Raw genomic sequence first — 16277 nt, 5'->3', positions numbered from 1 at the left:
CTTTTTTTTGCCATATACTACCATTAGTGAAATTTTAATATTTTAGGAGTACAGTTATGCCGATAGTAGAAACAATCAAAGATAAAGTTAAAGAAGTTTATAATCAGGGTTATGGTTTTGTAACAAAACATCCGTATAAAACAGCCGCAACTTTTTTAGCAATTGCAACAGTAGCTTCGCTGACAGCTGCTTATTTCTTAAGTCCAGCTTATGCAACTTTTGTTGGTACAGTTGGAACAAAAGCTGCAACACTTGTTAGTCCTGCAATTACTGCAATGTCTGCATTTGCAGTTGCTCATCCACTCATTGCTAGTTTGGTAGTTCTTGCTACAGTAGCAGCTTTCATAACTGCACCTGTGCTTGCATATAAAAACAGTGGTAAATCAGAGGAAATTAAAGTCCTCAATAGCAACATTAACACAATAGCAACAAAAGTAAACGAAGAGAATGAACAACCAGCAACTGGGATTGAGGAACTTGAAGCAATGCCTTGCTTGGTGAATGCTCGCTATACATAAATTATGCTTTCAACAAAAAGGACAGGCTTCTGTCCTTTTTTACTTACAAGTACTTTCCGTTTTTTTTGCATTTTAAGTAGTGTTATTTGAAAGTATGTAGTCATTATATCTATTAATGTTAAGAATAAGTAAATCTTGTTTACTGTTTGCGTATGTCAAAATGAAAAATGTTTGCATATTGTTAAAAAGATAGTAACTTGTTATCAAGTGAATTCACTAATATTTGAGTAAAATTTAAATGTCAATCGACCTTAGTTTACCAGAGCTACCTGTATTACACCCAAGGATTACCGTTGTGGGAGTGGGTGGTGCTGGTGGAAATGCTGTGAACAACATGATTCAATCCAATTTACAAGGAGTAAATTTTGTTGTAGCAAATACCGATGCTCAAGCGTTAGAGAAGTCATTATGTGATAAAAAAATTCAGCTTGGTATTAACTTAACTAAGGGCCTTGGTGCTGGTGCTTTGCCTGATGTTGGTAAAGGTGCAGCAGAAGAATCAATTGATGAAATTATGGAGCATATAAAAGATAGCCATATGCTCTTTATCACAGCAGGAATGGGTGGTGGTACTGGAACAGGTGCTGCACCGGTAATTGCAAAAGCAGCCAGAGAAGCAAGAGCGGTAGTTAAAGATAAAGGAGCAAAAGAAAAAAAGATACTGACTGTTGGAGTTGTAACTAAGCCGTTCGGTTTTGAAGGTGTGCGACGTATGCGCATTGCAGAGCTTGGACTTGAAGAGTTGCAAAAATACGTAGATACACTTATTGTCATTCCCAATCAAAATTTATTTAGAATTGCTAACGAGAAAACTACATTTGCTGACGCATTTCAACTCGCCGATAATGTTCTGCATATTGGCATAAGAGGAGTAACTGATTTGATGATCATGCCAGGACTGATTAATCTTGATTTTGCTGATATAGAAACAGTAATGAGTGAGATGGGTAAAGCAATGATTGGTACTGGAGAGGCAGAAGGAGAAGATAGGGCAATTAGTGCTGCAGAGGCTGCGATATCTAATCCATTGCTTGATAATGTATCAATGAAAGGTGCGCAAGGAATATTGATTAATATTACTGGTGGTGGAGATATGACTCTATTTGAAGTTGATGCTGCAGCCAATAGAGTGCGTGAAGAAGTGGATGAAAATGCAAATATAATATTTGGTGCCACTTTTGATCAGGCGATGGAGGGAAGAGTTAGAGTTTCTGTTCTTGCAACTGGCATTGATAGCTGTAACGACAATTCATCTGTTAATCAAAACAAGATCCCAGCAGAGGAAAAAAATTTTAAATGGCCTTATAATCAAATTCCAATATTAGAAACAAAAGAATATGCTTCAACTGAGCAAACAAATGAAAGAGTTAAGTGGGGCAGCAATGTTTATGATATACCAGCTTATCTAAGAAGAAAAAAATAATGCAATTTTGGCTACTCAAGTCAGAACCAAGTGAATACTCGTGGCAAAAAATGGGAAAGGAGCAGGTGACGCAGTGGAATGGTGTATGCAATTATCAAGCTCAAAATTACATGAGAGCTATGAAATTAGGCGATCTTGCATTTTTTTATCATACAGGTAAAGAGAGAGTTATACTTGGAATAGTTGAAGTATTAAAGGAGTATTATCATGTTTATAATTCCAAATTTGGACTAGTGAATGTAAAACTTTTGAAACCTTTAAGTAACCAAGTGACGTTAAACAGTATAAAACAAAACCCACTTTTGAAAAATATGGTTATATTAAAACAATCACGTTTATCAGTTTCTCCAGTTTTAGAGACTGAGTGGAATGAAATAATAAGGATGAGTGATGTGTAATACCTGTTGTTTCAGTTTCCAAACAATATTACCTCAGCACACAACATACAGCTGTATGAGTGTTTGTTTCGAAGTAGCCGATTTTTCATCAAACACAAAGCAGTGCTTGATACTGGAATCCAGCTGTAATGCAACCACATTAAAAATGTTGTGTTTTAATATAGCTTTTATATTCACTCACCTAATGTCTAATCAGAATTCCTGGATCCCAGTGTCGGAGCACTGGGATGACATACTTCTAGTGTACAATATTCGTATAGTTGTGTGTATGATACGATGGTCTATAATTCTTCTTTTTTGGTTTCCAATGTCAAGTGATGGGATAATGTCCTTTCTAGTGCTTTATTCATGTTAGAAGTAAATATTCTTGATAAGAGGTGGCATAGTATTACGAAGGACCCACAGAGTTTTGTATTAAATATTATTAACGCTTCTCTAAAAGAATTAAAAATAGATCATTATAAACCAAATATATCAATAGCTCTCGCTGATGATAACTTGCTACATCAACTTAATCTTAAGTTTAGAGAAATAGATAAGCCAACTAATGTACTATCATTTCCATGCGAACAGTTATCTAGTGAATGTGATCTAGGAGACATAGCAATTGCAGTAGATACAATAGAAAGAGAGTCTCATGAGTACTGTATATCTATCCTCACTCACACTGCACACATGTTAGTTCATGGATTGCTGCATTTACTTGGCTATGATCATCAAAAAGAAGATGAAGAAATTATAATGAAAAGTTTAGAGAGCAAGATTTTAGCTTTGCTTGAATTTGAAAAGGAAAAGTATGGTAGATAATACCAAAATATGTTATTTACAAAAAAGGGGTTTCAGCTGTAAAAGGTAAGCAATATGGTTCAGTTTTCTTTACCAAAAAATTCTAAAGTTAATAAAAAGGGCAAGGTTTATCCTACTCCTACTGGAGCAAAAAATATTAGAAGATTTCAAATTTATCGTTGGTCTGCTGATGATGATAAAAATCCAAGAATAGACACATTTTTTATCGATATGGATAATTGTGGCCCTATGGTACTTGATGTATTAATAAAAATAAAGGATGAAATAGATTCAACCTTAACTTTTAGACGCTCTTGCAGAGAAGGAATATGCGGATCTTGTGCAATGAATATTGATGGTACCAACACTCTTGCATGCACTAAATCTATACATGATATAAAAGGTGAAGTAAAAATATATCCACTACCTCATATGTATATAGTAAAGGATCTAGTTCCAGATCTAAGCCAATTTTATGAGCAATACAAATCGATTAAACCTTGGTTACAAACAGATAAATCTGCCTTACAAAATAAAGAATACTTTCAATCTCCTGAAGATAGAAAAAAATTGGATGGTCTGTCTGATTGTATACTATGTGCTTGCTGTTCGACTGGTTGCCCAAGCTATTGGTGGAATGGTGATAAATTTTTAGGGCCAGCGATATTACTGCAAGCTTATAGATGGGTTGCTGACAGTCGTGATAATAAGAAAGAAGAAAGACTTGCTTCTTTAAACGACCCATTTAAGTTGTATCGTTGTCATACAATAATGAATTGTACAAAAACCTGCCCGAAAGGGCTTAACCCAGCAAAAGCGATAGCGAAAGTAAAACAGCTTATGGTAGAGAGAGAAGGAATTTGAGTGCTATTTCTGGCACTCTTCGTAAGAAAATAGTAGACCCTCTGAAGCATAGGGTATTGTTAATACTCTAAACGTTCTTCCATTCATGAAATGTATTGTTTCACCATATGATTCCAGTAATCTTTTGAACAACTCATGTCTTTGATTATTAATAGTTTGAAAATCCTTTTTTCCTAAAAGCTTTTTAGATTCAAATAGGTGAAGCATAATCTCGTGATAAGTTGGATAAGACTCCAAAAATTTTGGATCAAACTGAAAAGTTTTTATAAAAGCATTATTATAAAATTTTAGCTTTTGATTCTGACTATATATCGCTACAGCAATCGATAGCTTCTCAAGCAAACTTTCTTGTGCAGCTAAACAATTGCTTAGCTCAGTATGTAATTTTTTTTCATCACTAATATCTTTTCCATACATTACTATGCTATTGGAATTTTGCATTGGAACTTCAACAAAATTAAAAACCTTAGGTTCGTTCTTGTAAGTTATTACACACTCTCCTGGTTTTACGTTATAGGAGCCACTCGCAACAGTAAATTTTTTAGAGCTGCCTATATATTTATCATAAAATAAGTTATAAAACCTTACTTTTTTATTCTTATTGTGCTTCAGTATTGGAAATGGTAAAGAGTCAAAAATTTTTTTATAGTTCTCCAATTCTCGCATAAGCTTACTATTTTCTAACTCAAGTTCATTAGCTTTTATCTTATAATCGGAGATATTCCTTATCCATAACAACACACCAATCACATTATTAGAATAATCTATTATGCTTTTACCATAACATGTGCAATAAACCTCACTGTCTTTTGACTTTAAATCTAGAGTAAAAGATTTATTTATTTCCTTTGCCTCAGCAAAACTTTTAATTAAGCTTTCTGATTGCTCAAAAAAATTTACAAACTCATTAAATGAATAAAAAACAGTATTAAGCAAAATTAGTAAATTGGGAGAAAATTTTTCTATACGTTTTTTTGCGTCCCAAATATAAAATCCATCATTCACAGTATCTATTAAATTATTTATGATAACATTTTGATGTTGTAAGTCCTTAATTTTATTACTAATTTTTAATTTAGAATATGAGAAAAAGAAGAATACTAGAATTAGTAGTAAAACTATTTCATACAAAAAAAACATAGTATTCTAAAACAAATATAAAAATTTGTAACCTCTCAGCAAAGAGATTGTACTGAAGAGGTATATAAGTGAAGATTGCCCAATACCCTAAAGCCTAATCTCTTATAAAGGTTTACAGAAGGTTTCATGCAATGTGCTACTATGTATTTGCATTCAAATTGCCTAGCTATCTTTATTCTTTCTAGAACCATTTGAGTTCCTATTCCACGACCCCTGTAAATTGGTAAAACTCCATCGCTATAAAAACCAGCTATGCTGTCTTGAATATAAAGACCGCATGTTCCAACAATTTCGTTATTTAGCATTACAAGAAAAAATCTTAACCTTGAGCTCTTATCATCATAATTCGATAATTGGCGAAAAAATGTGCTAACAATACTAATTCTGTGATAAAAAATTTTAGAAGTGTGTAAATCTAATTGCTCTAAGAGCTCACTACTATTTACAACATTGAACTTCAAATTTGGAACAGCATCATCAGGCAAAAAATAATCTTTTATATTGAGTAAAACTTTTTTTGGTGTGCTAACGTGTTTTATTTCGCATTTTTCTAAAATACCCCCTATTTTTACACGTGGACTTATTATCCATGTTGCTTCTATATTTCGTGCTTTGAGATAATCTAGAGTTCTGCATATGGAAAGCTCAGTACATTGATCTTCACAAAACACAAAATTAAATAACGATTCTCTGGTACCATTTACTGTAAATATAACATTATCAAATTCGTCATGTATTTCCCACTTGGACAAATTCGTTGCATAAAGTATATAATCCTTTAGGTTCTGAATAATTAAGCTTGAATAACAAATTTTTTTATTCTGCATAAACCAACAATAAACAATAAAAGGCTCCTATAAAAACAAAGGCTAAAATTGCAGCTACAACATCATCTAGCATAATACCTAAAGGACCTTTTGTATTTTTATCAATCAAATTTATAGGCCACACTTTTATTATATCAAAAAACCTAAAGGAGAAAAAGCACACCAACAATACAGAGCTATTCATTTCTTGTTCTAATAATATTGAAACTAGAAGTACTGTCAGCAATTGACCAACTACTTCATCAATTACTACCTCTTTTGGATCATGCGGAGCTTTGTAATGTTGTATATAATTGCCTGTAGACCATAATCCAACTAAGAATAAAAAAAAAATAATTGCTGTACCTAAAATTCTGTCATTGAGTAATATAGGAACAATTGGGTAAGCAGCCAAGCTGCCTATAGTACCTGGCATGTTTTTTACCGTGCCAGATAGCCACCATGTTGATATTAATTTATATAAAAATTTCACAATATACCGAAATATAAAACTAATTTATAAGAACAGAAATAGTCTCTTCTATAGAAGTATTTTCATATAGCAATCTATAGATCGCTTCACATATGGGCATTTTTATTTTTAGCTTTTCTGCTAAATCAAATGCAGACTTAGCAGTGTTAAAACCTTCAATTACCGACTTACCTTCTGATAAAATCTGCTGAGCACTAGAACCATTACTATTAGCTACTTTAGATCCAAAAGATAGATTTCTTGAATTTAATGATGTGCATGTCACAACCAAATCACCTAAGCATGCTGGTCCAAGTAGTGTATTTATATCTACATTGCCGTCACTAACTTTTGCTGAGTATAAAGCCTTAATTTCACTCATACTTTTCGTAATTAATGCTGCATGAGCATTAAACCCAAACCTACCTAGAACAACCCCACATGCTATAGCAAAAACATTCTTTAACGCTGCACAAACCTGTATTCCTATAACATCGCTACTAAGGTACAATTTAATATTTTCTTGCTGTAGCTCTGATACTAATTTTGAACCTAATACTTCATTTTGACATGCAAGAACCATCGAATATGGTAATTTTCTTGCAACTTCTATAGCAAAGCTAGGACCAGAAAAAACAGCAAGAGGATTATTAGGTAAAACTTCATTGACTACTTCACTAGGTAATTTTAATGTAGATTTTTCTATTCCCTTACAAGCCAAAATTATTGCTACATTTTTTTTTAGGTTACAATCATTCAATTGATGACATATCTCCCTTAGAGACTGAGTGGGAACAGCTAGAATTATTACTGAAGCATTAACTGCATCTTCAATAGCTAATTTTACTGATACGTTATCAGAAATTGGACAATCAGGTAGCTTGTCACTTTCTCTTTTCTCTTTAATTGATTCAAATATGGCCTTATTGCGAGTCCACAAAATTACATTTTTCTTACTACTTAATGAAATCGCAATTGCTGTACCCCATGCGCCAGCACCTAAAACTGATATTACCACTCAATATTCCTGAAAGTATTACTTATAATTTAAAACTGTAGAATAAGTAAATTAAAAATATAACATAAAAGTATAAAATAGTTTAAATATCTATTAACCTAAGTATTCTTTTAATAAAAATAGCTTCTATTCAATATTTACTAAAAATAGTATTATTATAGTATATCTATTGTATTTTAGATCTATTTGTATAATTTTGGAACAACACATTAACTATTAATTAATAAGTGTAATTTCTATTATTCATTAATAAAAATTTGATTTGTTACTTTCCTTGGTTATATATATTACTAAAATTATAAATTATTTATGGGGTGTAAAATATGCGTATATTATTAATTGAAGATGATCAAGTAAGTGCAAGGACTGTAGTTAATGCCTTAACTTCTGATGGACATTTTTGCGACGTTGTTACTTCTGCACAAGATTATAACAATAATATGGTTTCCTCGGGTGGAGACTATTACGATCTAGTTATTCTAGATATACACCTGCCTGGTGATATTGATGGATATGATATACTGTTAAGATTAAGAAGTGCAAAAATCAAAGTTCCTGTTTTAATACTTTCGTGTATCTCCGCTGCCAACCATAAAGCTAAAGGACTTGGGTATGGTGCCGACGATTACTTAACCAAGCCATTTCACAAGAGCGAATTATTAGCTCGAATTAAGGCCATAGTCCGACGTACTAAAGGTCATCCCGAATCAGTGATAAAGATTGGTAATATGAATATCAATTTTGATCACAGGATTGTTGAGGTAAAAGGCAAAACAGTTCACCTTACTAACAAAGAGTATTCCATGATAGAATTGCTGGCATTGCGTAAAGGAGCAGTGTTGACAAAAGAAATGTTTTTAAACCATCTTTACAATGGCTTGGACGAACCTTCAGACAACAAAATAGTTGATGTTTTTATGTGTAAATTACGTAAAAAACTTGAAAGTGCAAATGATGGAATAAGCCACATAGAAACCGTTTGGGGTAGAGGATATGTTCTAAAAGAGTATGTTGACGATGAAGAATACTCTAGTGCTAATATAAGCGAAAGCAGTAGTGACTATCAAGCAGAACAAGTGAAGGACAACGCATGAAATGCTTTATTCACCCATTCATTGAAGCAACAAAATAGGTAGATGAAATAAGATAAAAACCAATCGTAAAAGTGAGGTAACATGGTTAGTCTTTTAGAACTTTACAAAGACTTGCAGCAAAAAATAGAAAAGTTGCTGTAATAGTTTAGACTTAATCTGACAAGCGAATAGAGTAAGATAAAAATATAAACAAATTTTAAAGGAGTGTCAGATATGAGTACAACACAAGAAAAAATATTAAAACCAAAGTTAGGATTGCTAGAACTTGCAAAACAATTAGGGAATGTATCGCAGGCATGTAAAGTGATGGGATATTCGAGAGATACATTTTACCGATTCAAAGAACTATATGAAACAGGAGGAGAAGAGGGATTACATGAGATAAGTAAAAGTAAGCCATTATATGCAAATAGAGTATCAGAGAATATAGAAAAAGCAGTAGTTGAAATAGCAATAGAATTTCCAGCATATGGACAAGAAAGAGCAGCAAATGAACTGAAAAAGAGAGGAATTCTAATATCTGCTAGCGGGATAAGATCAATATGGCAAAGAAACGATCTTGAAAATTTTAAAAAGAGATTGAAAGCGCTGGAAGCGAAGGTAGTACAAGATGGTATAATTTTGACAGAGGAGCAAGTTACTGCTTTAGAAAAAGCTAAGGAACAAAAAGAGGCACATGGCGAAATTGAGACACAACACCCTGGATACTTAGGTAGTCAAGATACCTATTATGTAGGCAATATCAAATGTATTGGACGAATTTATCAACAAACTTTTATTGATACCTACTCTAGAGTGGCCTTCGCTAAGCTTTATACGGAGAAAACTGCCATAACAGCTGCAGATCTTCTCAATGATAGAGTTATACCATTTTTTGATGAACAGAAAGTTCCATTGCTACGCATTTTAACCGATAGAGGTACGGAGTATTGTGGCAAACCAGGGAATCATGCGTACCAGCTATATTTGGGAATAGAAAATATTGATCACTCTAGAACCAAAGCTTATTCTCCACAGACTAATGGTATATGTGAAAGGCTTCATAGAACTATGCAAGACGAATGTTACAATATTATCTTTAGGAAAAAGATTTATAGTACTTTGGAAGAGCTTCAGTTAGATGTTGATCATTGGTTGCATTCTTACAATAGAGCTAGACCTCATTCTGGTAAGTATTGCTACGGTAAGACTCCTATGCAGACCTTTTTTGACAGTATGCATATTGCTTACCAAAAAAATATTGATAACATTAAAGCAGATTCTGATATCGGTTTTGACTTCGTCGATTCTTCTGTCAGATAATTCATGCTTGTCAGATTAAGTCTAAACTATTACATCATCTTTCCATTTAATTTCCTCTCTCATAGACTGTAATTTTTCTATAAGCAAATTTTTATCCCCTTTCAATTTTGCTATTTTCGCTTTCGAAGTCTGAGTATACCATATATCATCATTCTTTTCAGTATTAAGATTACCTAACTGATTACTTAATTCCTGGATTTGAATGTCTTTATCATTTAACTCTTTGTTTTTTAACGCGTATAATTGTCTTATGTTTTCTTCTGGGCTTGTTAATTCTACTTCTGGTTTTTCTTTTTCTGTTGTTAATGCAGAAATGTCCTCACATTTATCATCCAATTGTTGTTTTTTGTCAATTAGCTCTTTATCTTTCTGCTGTAATTGATTCTTTAATTCTTCCATTTGATTATTTGCAGTTTCTTTAGCTTCTTGCTTTAGAGTTAGCTCGTTTTCTAGCTCTAGTACTTTTTTAGCAAATTTATTTTTCCAAACTCCCAGTTCATTTTCATATGAAAGTACAACTACCAAGATAGATAGTATAGATAAAACCGTTGCAACAGTGAAAGCTATGTTCAAAGACTCAACTGAAGAGAAAAAGCCAAAATAAGAGGATGCAGCAAGTGCTACAGATGTAAGTAATGTAAGAGTAGCAAAAGCATTGGCTATAATATAAGGTGTACTATTGGTTTCATTGCGCAAATTTCCCATTATCTTCTACTAAGTAAAATAACAATTATATTATTACAAGCATCGAGAGAAGGCAAGCCATAAAAATTAACATAAATCTATACTCACTTTCCACTTTCAGTTTCAAGTACTGCTGGCTAAAGAGATAATTTTACTATCTTTTTTAGCTTGCATAAGGTACAAGTTAATCGTTATACATGACCTAAACGTGTTATCGAAGCTCAGTTGTTTTAAATTGATTCAATAATTAGGTCAAGTTAAAATTCATAGTGGTCGATAAAAATTTGTATTGGAGTAGGCGTTATGGGTAAAAAAAATCAGCAAAGGAAAAATCTCACACCATTACCTTTGGCGAACAATGTACAACTTGGTTCTCGAAGATCAGGTGGTGTTTGTGAATCTGATTATATGAAAGGGAAAGGGAAAGATAAGAGTAAGAACAGGAGTGTGGAACAGGAATTTGGTATGCCTAATACGGGTAGTCTTCATGAATTAGTTGGTACACCTGGTAGTACTCATAGTTTTTGTATTTCAGCTGGCTCACCCGATGAAGTAAGGAGAGAGGGGTTTCATTATGATAATTACCATCTAGGCTCTACTAATGTAAATCAAGATTTAAAGTTGAGTCAGAAAAATCAAAAAGAGATCTCAACAACTTTCTCCCAGATTAATGAGAGTACTGACTCGAACATAGTGCAAGAGACATCGGCATCATTAGAGAGCAAAAAAGATGCTACAATAAATCTACAGTTAGATGGACAAAACAACAATAAAGTTTTAGTAGTATCGAATGAGAAGGTAAAAGATTACAATGAGAACAATAACAGTCCATTAGGTAGTAATGAAAGATTATTGCCAGAAGATGAAAATGATACTTCTAGTAATGTTCAAGAAACCACGTTTGCTAGTGAAGAAAGTTTTGTTACTCCTGAAAATGAAAGCGAAACATATAAAAGTTCTGATGATAGTATTTTAACAGATTCAGATAGTATTCGGTTTAATGCAAGTAAAGGTAGTATTTATACTAACGATGATCAGCAAGATGTTTCATTACAAAATGAACAGAGTGGCAGAAAAGAAGTTTCAAAAGACACTTTAGTAAAATTGGATGAAGAAAATAAAAGTATTGAAATAACTAACACAGATACCCTAGAAGCATCGAAGCACAATGAAGATAACAGTAATCAATTATTAAATAGCAGTGAACCACTGATTTCAGCGAGTAGCACTCCAGACAATTCACCAAAAGAGGTAAGTAGAGAGAGTATAAATAGTAAATCATCAAGAATTTTTCAAAAAATCTGTTTTAGCACCAGAGATACAAGTGAAGGTGAAGAATTAGTCTACAAAACTTCAAGCTATAATCTATCGCAGAAAAATTCTAAAGAAAAGAAGGTCTCTTTGTGTCTTACAGCATTATCATGTGCTGTTTTTTTAGGGTCACTAACTTCTTCATTTTTAGGAAAGCCTCTTATCTCTGATCAGAAAGGTAATCTCATATTATTGGCAATTTTGGGTGCTGCTTTTATCATTTTAGGTTCTATTACCCTAGTTCTATATTGTTGTACTCAAGCTAAAGAAAACAAGCCACTTGATACATTAGATCAAGTTAGCATAGATGATGCTAAAATCAAGATGTTGTCATCATAAATTTGTGTAACCATTCACCGAAATACAAGGGATTTATAAAGTTAGAATAAGAGTACAGTTTGTAAAAGGATAACAGAATATGAAGGTATAATTTAGCAAAAATTAGAGACATTATATAGAATTTAAAATGCGAACTTGGAGCTTGTTAATCTTATCGTTTGTAATATTAAGTAATAGTTTTGTATATGCCAATAGAACAGTAATATCTTCGTGTGATGAAATACCTTCAGGATATAGGGGCAAAATTTTTAAAATTAAGACTGATTATCCTGCTGAACCAAGTAATAAAGAAAGACCGTGGGAATACATATCGTTTAAAGATGAACCACAGGAATACGCCTATACAATTTTAAAGTATATATATGATGGGAATATCGATTGTGATTTTGATTTACATTGTAATAAGATTGCTAATTGGTATCATGCACCATGGATGCATTATGGAGTAAATGGTAGAGAATTTATTAATGGTTTAACGAGAGAAAGATCCTTTAAGCCCGGTGAATTACATAATGATCAAAAGTCCATGATACAAAATTGGGCAATTTCTATTATTAATGAGCAAGGAGCCTATACATATGGCCAGGTATGGAAAGATATAAACAATCCTGATATTACCAAAGGGAAATTCTTAGATGGTACAGTAAGCACAAAATTAGTATTTACAGAAGCAACAGAGGAGAATATTCCAACTCTTAAAAAGAGCATCACTTGGGCCGGGTATATTAATCAATCTGAAAAAGGAACTCCAAAAGTATTTAAGGAACTGAGGTTATTTCAAATTGATTTTTTAGTTAAAGATAAGAGGTCAGAAGAAACAGGATGGGTTGCAGGTACGTTTATTTATGATTATAAGATGAACAATAAGAATCCATGGTTTAATATGAAATTATTAGGAGTTGCATGGGGTAATGATTCTAATTATTTTACATCAGATTACATAATTGGGAAAAGGTTATTGGAGAGTTGGATAAATTCCGATATGGTAAAAGGTTCTTTAGGATATTTAAGTAGGCTTAATGGTCCAATAGATAATAAAAAATCTTCGTGTTTGTCGTGTCATAGTACAGCACAGTATCCCGAAAAATCTACATCAGTACCACCAGAACAAACAACAGAAGCAGAAATAAAGTACTGGTTTAGAAATTTAAAGGAAGAAGCATTTGATGAAGGAGCATTTAATTTTGATTATTCTAAGCAGTTAAGCCATGGGATTAGAAACTACTATGGCGCAAAAGAAGAGGATGATCCAATTGGATGTAATAATTTTAATTATAAAGATGCCGCTAAAATAAGTTGAGAAGAAATGCCTGACTTTAGAGTCACGAAAGATTTGTTTATTTACTCTTTCCAAAATCGCAAAAAAGTACATATATTCGTGAGAACAAGCTGCGTACAAATAGGTTTGTAAAAATAAAAGCACAAAACTGTTGCAACAAAGTTAGGTACGTTAGTGCGTATATAAATTTAGTCAAAGTAAGCTAATATGGGTGATTTTGCGGCATGGTAAAATTACCATATGAAAAAGTTCGTATGTATAATTTGGTAGACCAATCCATCCCAAGAAAAACAGTTCTCACGTTCCTTGATTTTAACCACTGGAAATAGTTATTTTACTTAAATTTTTAGTAAAATATATTGCTAGGTTAGCATTAATTCATTTGATATGAGAACGAAAAACTGAGGTAAGTCTATAGTGAAATAGATACCTGTTCAAATTTTCAGCTTTTTGCATAAAATACTAAAAATTAGATAAATTATATTTAATCTATCTTAGCCTTACGACCTTGCCTATGTAATCATTTTCTACCACGTCGCTAATAGATACTAAATTAGGTAAATCTTTCTTGTCAGTAAATTTATTTGACCTGACAAGGCTGGCTTTAGCTTAAGAAGATGTTAAAGTAAACCCTCTTCTTCAAGAATCTTATCTTTCTTCCTTCAACCTTACTTACACTCTCTGGACTAAATATGTACGTTTCACTACAAGTACACCCAAATCGTGAGCACTTCCATTGGTAAAGATTATCTATAAAACTGTCCTAAGTTATCTCGTACGTTAAGAACATCCTTAACCGATATTAGAGTATCTGGTCCTCGTGCACCGTTATTGAATACAGCATACGATAAAACCATTTGATCTCCATCAGTAACACGTTCACATCCTCCACATTGCGTATATCGTTGTAATTGTCGATTCGCTTCTGCACTTCTTTGTCGTACCTGCCCTGCAGTTCTGGCAAATTTTAGCTCTATCCCAATTGGATGAGTATCATCTCTTTCCACAAATCTTGACAACACTAGATCTATTCTTCCACCTCTTTCTAATTGAAACTCAATAATTACTCTAGCAGGATTGCCAAGAGTATAAAATAACCCATGTAATACAGCTTGAAATTCAGCTTCACTTGTTACCAATCCTTGCCTTAACGGAAACAACACATTAGAAATTTCCTGAAATAATTGCGTATGCCTGTTGACATCTTGCCAGCCAGTATTCATCATTACACTTGCGGCTCTGTGCACTTGTCCAACACCACCTATTCGTGAAAGATTACCTTGGAAATGCCCAAGATAATTTCTTGAATAATCATCAGGTGACTGAAATGGTGTTAAAACAACGTTTACTTGAGGATTACCATCAACCATTTCACACAATATTTCACGCACTCTAGCACCTTGCCAATGTGGACGTAACAGATCTAAGGCCATTACTGGAAATTGGTGACGCAATATTCGACGGATATTAAGCACAACTAGTGAATTAATATTTAGTGCAAATAGAACCATGGTCAAAGCTCTCTCTCGAACATTTATTCCTGTAGCTCTTTGTCCTTGCTGGCCTAGCATTCTATCATCATTATGGTAATTAAATAGATATTTTGTTACTCTTACCAAATTTCCACCTATCCGAGCAGTACCTTTTTCAAATGCAATACTTGCAAATGCAAACCTAGATGTGTAGGAAAATGGATTAGAACCAGGTACCGCACGTGTACAAGAGGCTGGATATAATAAATAATTTTCTACATCTCTTGCAACTTCTCCCTCAATAGGATTAAGTAATCTTCTTATCAAAGAAGGTTCTTGCTCTAGAAAGTGTTCTGTATCAAGCTGCAGACGTTGAGCATTATGGTTAAAGTTTAGCCCTACACAAACAGCATTTCTTGACGAGGTATGAACAGATACAGATGAAATGGGACAGTTTCTAACATAATCCCTAGCTTGTTCCAATGCTTGTCCAGCGTGTTCTTGACCTGTTTTGAGTTCAATTATAATGGGAACTGAATTATTTAATTTTTCCTGACCACGCACAAGCAAAGTAATATCTGCATATCCTCTACCTATAAGTAATTCTAGGTAGATATCAGCCATAGCGCGGTGCCTAAAATTTACTAAAAATCCGGATAAAAAACCATGATCGTCAGACTCACTATCAAAATTCAATTCTTGGCGATATTCATCGTAGACATTGACGATGTATTGTAAAATTCTTCTAATGTCTCTTCTTACTTCTAGACTGTTATTATTTGCTAACCCATTTACTCGATCTAATAAGTTGCCTTGCTGCATGATTGGAGCAATTTCTCTAAAATTATTGATGGGAGATGCATGATTTCCATCAAAATCCCTTCCTTGAGGAAAAAATACACACTCTTCTCCCCGCTGAAATATTTTATACTCTTCCCAAGCCAGATCCTCCTGTAAGTGCTGTAACTGATTCTCTTCTACCCATAGCCTTTCTTCTTCACTGAATCTTGATCCAGGACTATTCTCATTATCAGCAATAGTGTAGCATCTTACTATTCTTATGCCATCTTCATCTACGTCATTAGTTAGAACAGCAATTTTTAGATTTCCTTTCCCATTATTATAGTTATCAAAACGAAAGTAAATTCTTTCACCATTTGCAATACCAGGGTCAAAATCTATAATACCAGAATCAAATGCAGTAGCAAACATGCCGAAAAAGAATGCAGGAAAAAAACGACTCCTACCAACCGAGTGTAAAAAAGATGGACACTGGTCTAAAAAAAGTCCAACTTTTCTATTTAGCTCATCACAATCTCCATTTAACAAATCTTGAATTAATTCAGTATCTTCATCATCATTCCGCATAAA

15 protein-coding genes are annotated in these 16277 nt (G+C 33.2%); 9 read left to right on the top strand and 6 right to left on the bottom strand.

What is annotated here, in order from left to right; translation table 11 throughout:
• The first annotated feature begins 56 nt into the window (after nt 1-56).
• The 5 genes from ABWU52_RS01640 (at nt 57) to ABWU52_RS01615 (ending at nt 3989) form a co-directional block, all read left to right on the top strand.
• The gene (locus ABWU52_RS01640) at nt 57-518 is read left to right on the top strand and encodes a hypothetical protein (protein ID WP_353277232.1); all 462 of its coding nucleotides are present in this window, start codon (nt 57-59) and stop codon (nt 516-518) included.
• Between the two features lie 238 nt (nt 519-756).
• The gene (gene ftsZ / locus ABWU52_RS01635) at nt 757-1941 is read left to right on the top strand and encodes a cell division protein FtsZ (protein WP_214249557.1); all 1185 of its coding nucleotides are present in this window, start codon (nt 757-759) and stop codon (nt 1939-1941) included.
• The gene (locus tag ABWU52_RS01630; protein ID WP_264330442.1) at nt 1941-2339 is read left to right on the top strand and encodes an EVE domain-containing protein; all 399 of its coding nucleotides are present in this window, start codon (nt 1941-1943) and stop codon (nt 2337-2339) included. Before ftsZ ends, ABWU52_RS01630 begins: the two co-directional genes overlap by 1 nt.
• Before the next feature lie 348 nt (nt 2340-2687).
• On the top strand, nt 2688-3146 hold the full coding sequence (ybeY, locus tag ABWU52_RS01620) for an rRNA maturation RNase YbeY (RefSeq protein WP_015587883.1): 459 nt from the start codon (nt 2688-2690) through the stop codon (nt 3144-3146).
• Nucleotides 3147-3200: 54 nt separating this feature from the next.
• Nucleotides 3201-3989 (top strand): succinate dehydrogenase iron-sulfur subunit, encoded by a 789-nt coding sequence (locus ABWU52_RS01615; RefSeq protein WP_353277228.1) that lies wholly within the window; start codon nt 3201-3203, stop codon nt 3987-3989.
• Nucleotides 3990-3992: 3 nt separating this feature from the next.
• On the opposite strand, the gene ABWU52_RS01610 is transcribed toward ABWU52_RS01615, so the two are convergent.
• The 4 genes from ABWU52_RS01610 to ABWU52_RS01595 are packed head-to-tail and all read right to left on the bottom strand — an operon-like array spanning nt 3993 to nt 7425.
• Entirely contained in the window at nt 3993-5129 is a 1137-nt protein-coding gene (locus ABWU52_RS01610) for a hypothetical protein (RefSeq protein WP_353277226.1), read from the bottom strand.
• A 35-nt stretch (nt 5130-5164) separates the two neighbouring features.
• A complete protein-coding gene (locus tag ABWU52_RS01605; RefSeq protein ID WP_353277225.1) occupies nt 5165-5956 on the bottom strand; it encodes a GNAT family N-acetyltransferase in 792 nt (263 codons plus the stop codon).
• Nucleotides 5946-6428, bottom strand: coding sequence for a phosphatidylglycerophosphatase A (locus ABWU52_RS01600; protein WP_015587887.1), 483 nt, complete (start codon nt 6426-6428; stop codon nt 5946-5948). Before ABWU52_RS01600 ends, ABWU52_RS01605 begins: the two co-directional genes overlap by 11 nt.
• A gap of 19 nt (nt 6429-6447) precedes the next feature.
• The gene (locus ABWU52_RS01595; protein ID WP_353277223.1) at nt 6448-7425 is read right to left on the bottom strand and encodes an NAD(P)H-dependent glycerol-3-phosphate dehydrogenase; all 978 of its coding nucleotides are present in this window, start codon (nt 7423-7425) and stop codon (nt 6448-6450) included.
• A gap of 323 nt (nt 7426-7748) precedes the next feature.
• On the opposite strand from ABWU52_RS01595, the gene ABWU52_RS01590 reads away from it, so the two are divergent.
• Both ABWU52_RS01590 and ABWU52_RS01585 read left to right on the top strand, forming a co-directional pair.
• The gene (locus tag ABWU52_RS01590; protein ID WP_353277221.1) at nt 7749-8519 is read left to right on the top strand and encodes a response regulator transcription factor; all 771 of its coding nucleotides are present in this window, start codon (nt 7749-7751) and stop codon (nt 8517-8519) included.
• 213 nt (nt 8520-8732) lie between these two features.
• Entirely contained in the window at nt 8733-9821 is a 1089-nt protein-coding gene (locus tag ABWU52_RS01585) for an IS481 family transposase (RefSeq protein ID WP_353276176.1), read from the top strand.
• Between the two features lie 21 nt (nt 9822-9842).
• On the opposite strand, the gene ABWU52_RS01580 is transcribed toward ABWU52_RS01585, so the two are convergent.
• On the bottom strand, nt 9843-10526 hold the full coding sequence (locus tag ABWU52_RS01580; protein WP_353277219.1) for a hypothetical protein: 684 nt from the start codon (nt 10524-10526) through the stop codon (nt 9843-9845).
• A 282-nt stretch (nt 10527-10808) separates the two neighbouring features.
• Here ABWU52_RS01580 and ABWU52_RS01575 point away from each other — a divergent pair, with 282 nt between their 5' ends.
• Both ABWU52_RS01575 and ABWU52_RS01570 read left to right on the top strand, forming a co-directional pair.
• Entirely contained in the window at nt 10809-12155 is a 1347-nt protein-coding gene (locus ABWU52_RS01575) for a hypothetical protein (RefSeq protein WP_353277218.1), read from the top strand.
• 142 nt (nt 12156-12297) lie between these two features.
• A complete protein-coding gene (locus tag ABWU52_RS01570; RefSeq protein WP_353277216.1) occupies nt 12298-13455 on the top strand; it encodes a hypothetical protein in 1158 nt (385 codons plus the stop codon).
• Between the two features lie 725 nt (nt 13456-14180).
• Here ABWU52_RS01570 and ABWU52_RS01565 read toward each other — a convergent pair.
• Nucleotides 14181-16274: a hypothetical protein gene (locus tag ABWU52_RS01565; protein ID WP_353277214.1), complete on the bottom strand. Its 2094-nt coding sequence runs from the start codon at nt 16272-16274 to the stop codon at nt 14181-14183.
• Nucleotides 16275-16277: the final 3 nt, after the last annotated feature.

This window comes from Wolbachia endosymbiont (group B) of Villa cingulata, assembly GCF_964028285.1.
Lineage (GTDB): Bacteria > Pseudomonadota > Alphaproteobacteria > Rickettsiales > Anaplasmataceae > Wolbachia.
Note: the sequence above shows the minus strand (reverse complement) of the source record. Positions and strands in the feature narration are given on the sequence as shown.

Bases quoted from the DNA above. Each gene is read 5' to 3' on its own strand.
- ABWU52_RS01640 (WP_353277232.1), top strand. From the start codon at position 57: ATGCCGATAGTAGAAACAATCAAAGATAAAGTTAAAGAAGTTTATAAT.
- ybeY (WP_015587883.1), top strand. From the start codon at position 2,688: ATGTTAGAAGTAAATATTCTTGATAAGAGGTGGCATAGTATTACGAAG.
- ABWU52_RS01590 (WP_353277221.1), top strand. From the start codon at position 7,749: ATGCGTATATTATTAATTGAAGATGATCAAGTAAGTGCAAGGACTGTA.
- ABWU52_RS01575 (WP_353277218.1), top strand. From the start codon at position 10,809: ATGGGTAAAAAAAATCAGCAAAGGAAAAATCTCACACCATTACCTTTG.
- ABWU52_RS01605 (WP_353277225.1), bottom strand. From the start codon at position 5,956: ATGCAGAATAAAAAAATTTGTTATTCAAGCTTAATTATTCAGAACCTA.
- ABWU52_RS01565 (WP_353277214.1), bottom strand. From the start codon at position 16,274: ATGCGGAATGATGATGAAGATACTGAATTAATTCAAGATTTGTTAAAT.
- ftsZ (WP_214249557.1), top strand. From the start codon at position 757: ATGTCAATCGACCTTAGTTTACCAGAGCTACCTGTATTACACCCAAGG.
- ABWU52_RS01580 (WP_353277219.1), bottom strand. From the start codon at position 10,526: ATGGGAAATTTGCGCAATGAAACCAATAGTACACCTTATATTATAGCC.
- ABWU52_RS01630 (WP_264330442.1), top strand. From the start codon at position 1,941: ATGCAATTTTGGCTACTCAAGTCAGAACCAAGTGAATACTCGTGGCAA.
- ABWU52_RS01615 (WP_353277228.1), top strand. From the start codon at position 3,201: ATGGTTCAGTTTTCTTTACCAAAAAATTCTAAAGTTAATAAAAAGGGC.
- ABWU52_RS01585 (WP_353276176.1), top strand. From the start codon at position 8,733: ATGAGTACAACACAAGAAAAAATATTAAAACCAAAGTTAGGATTGCTA.
- ABWU52_RS01610 (WP_353277226.1), bottom strand. From the start codon at position 5,129: ATGTTTTTTTTGTATGAAATAGTTTTACTACTAATTCTAGTATTCTTC.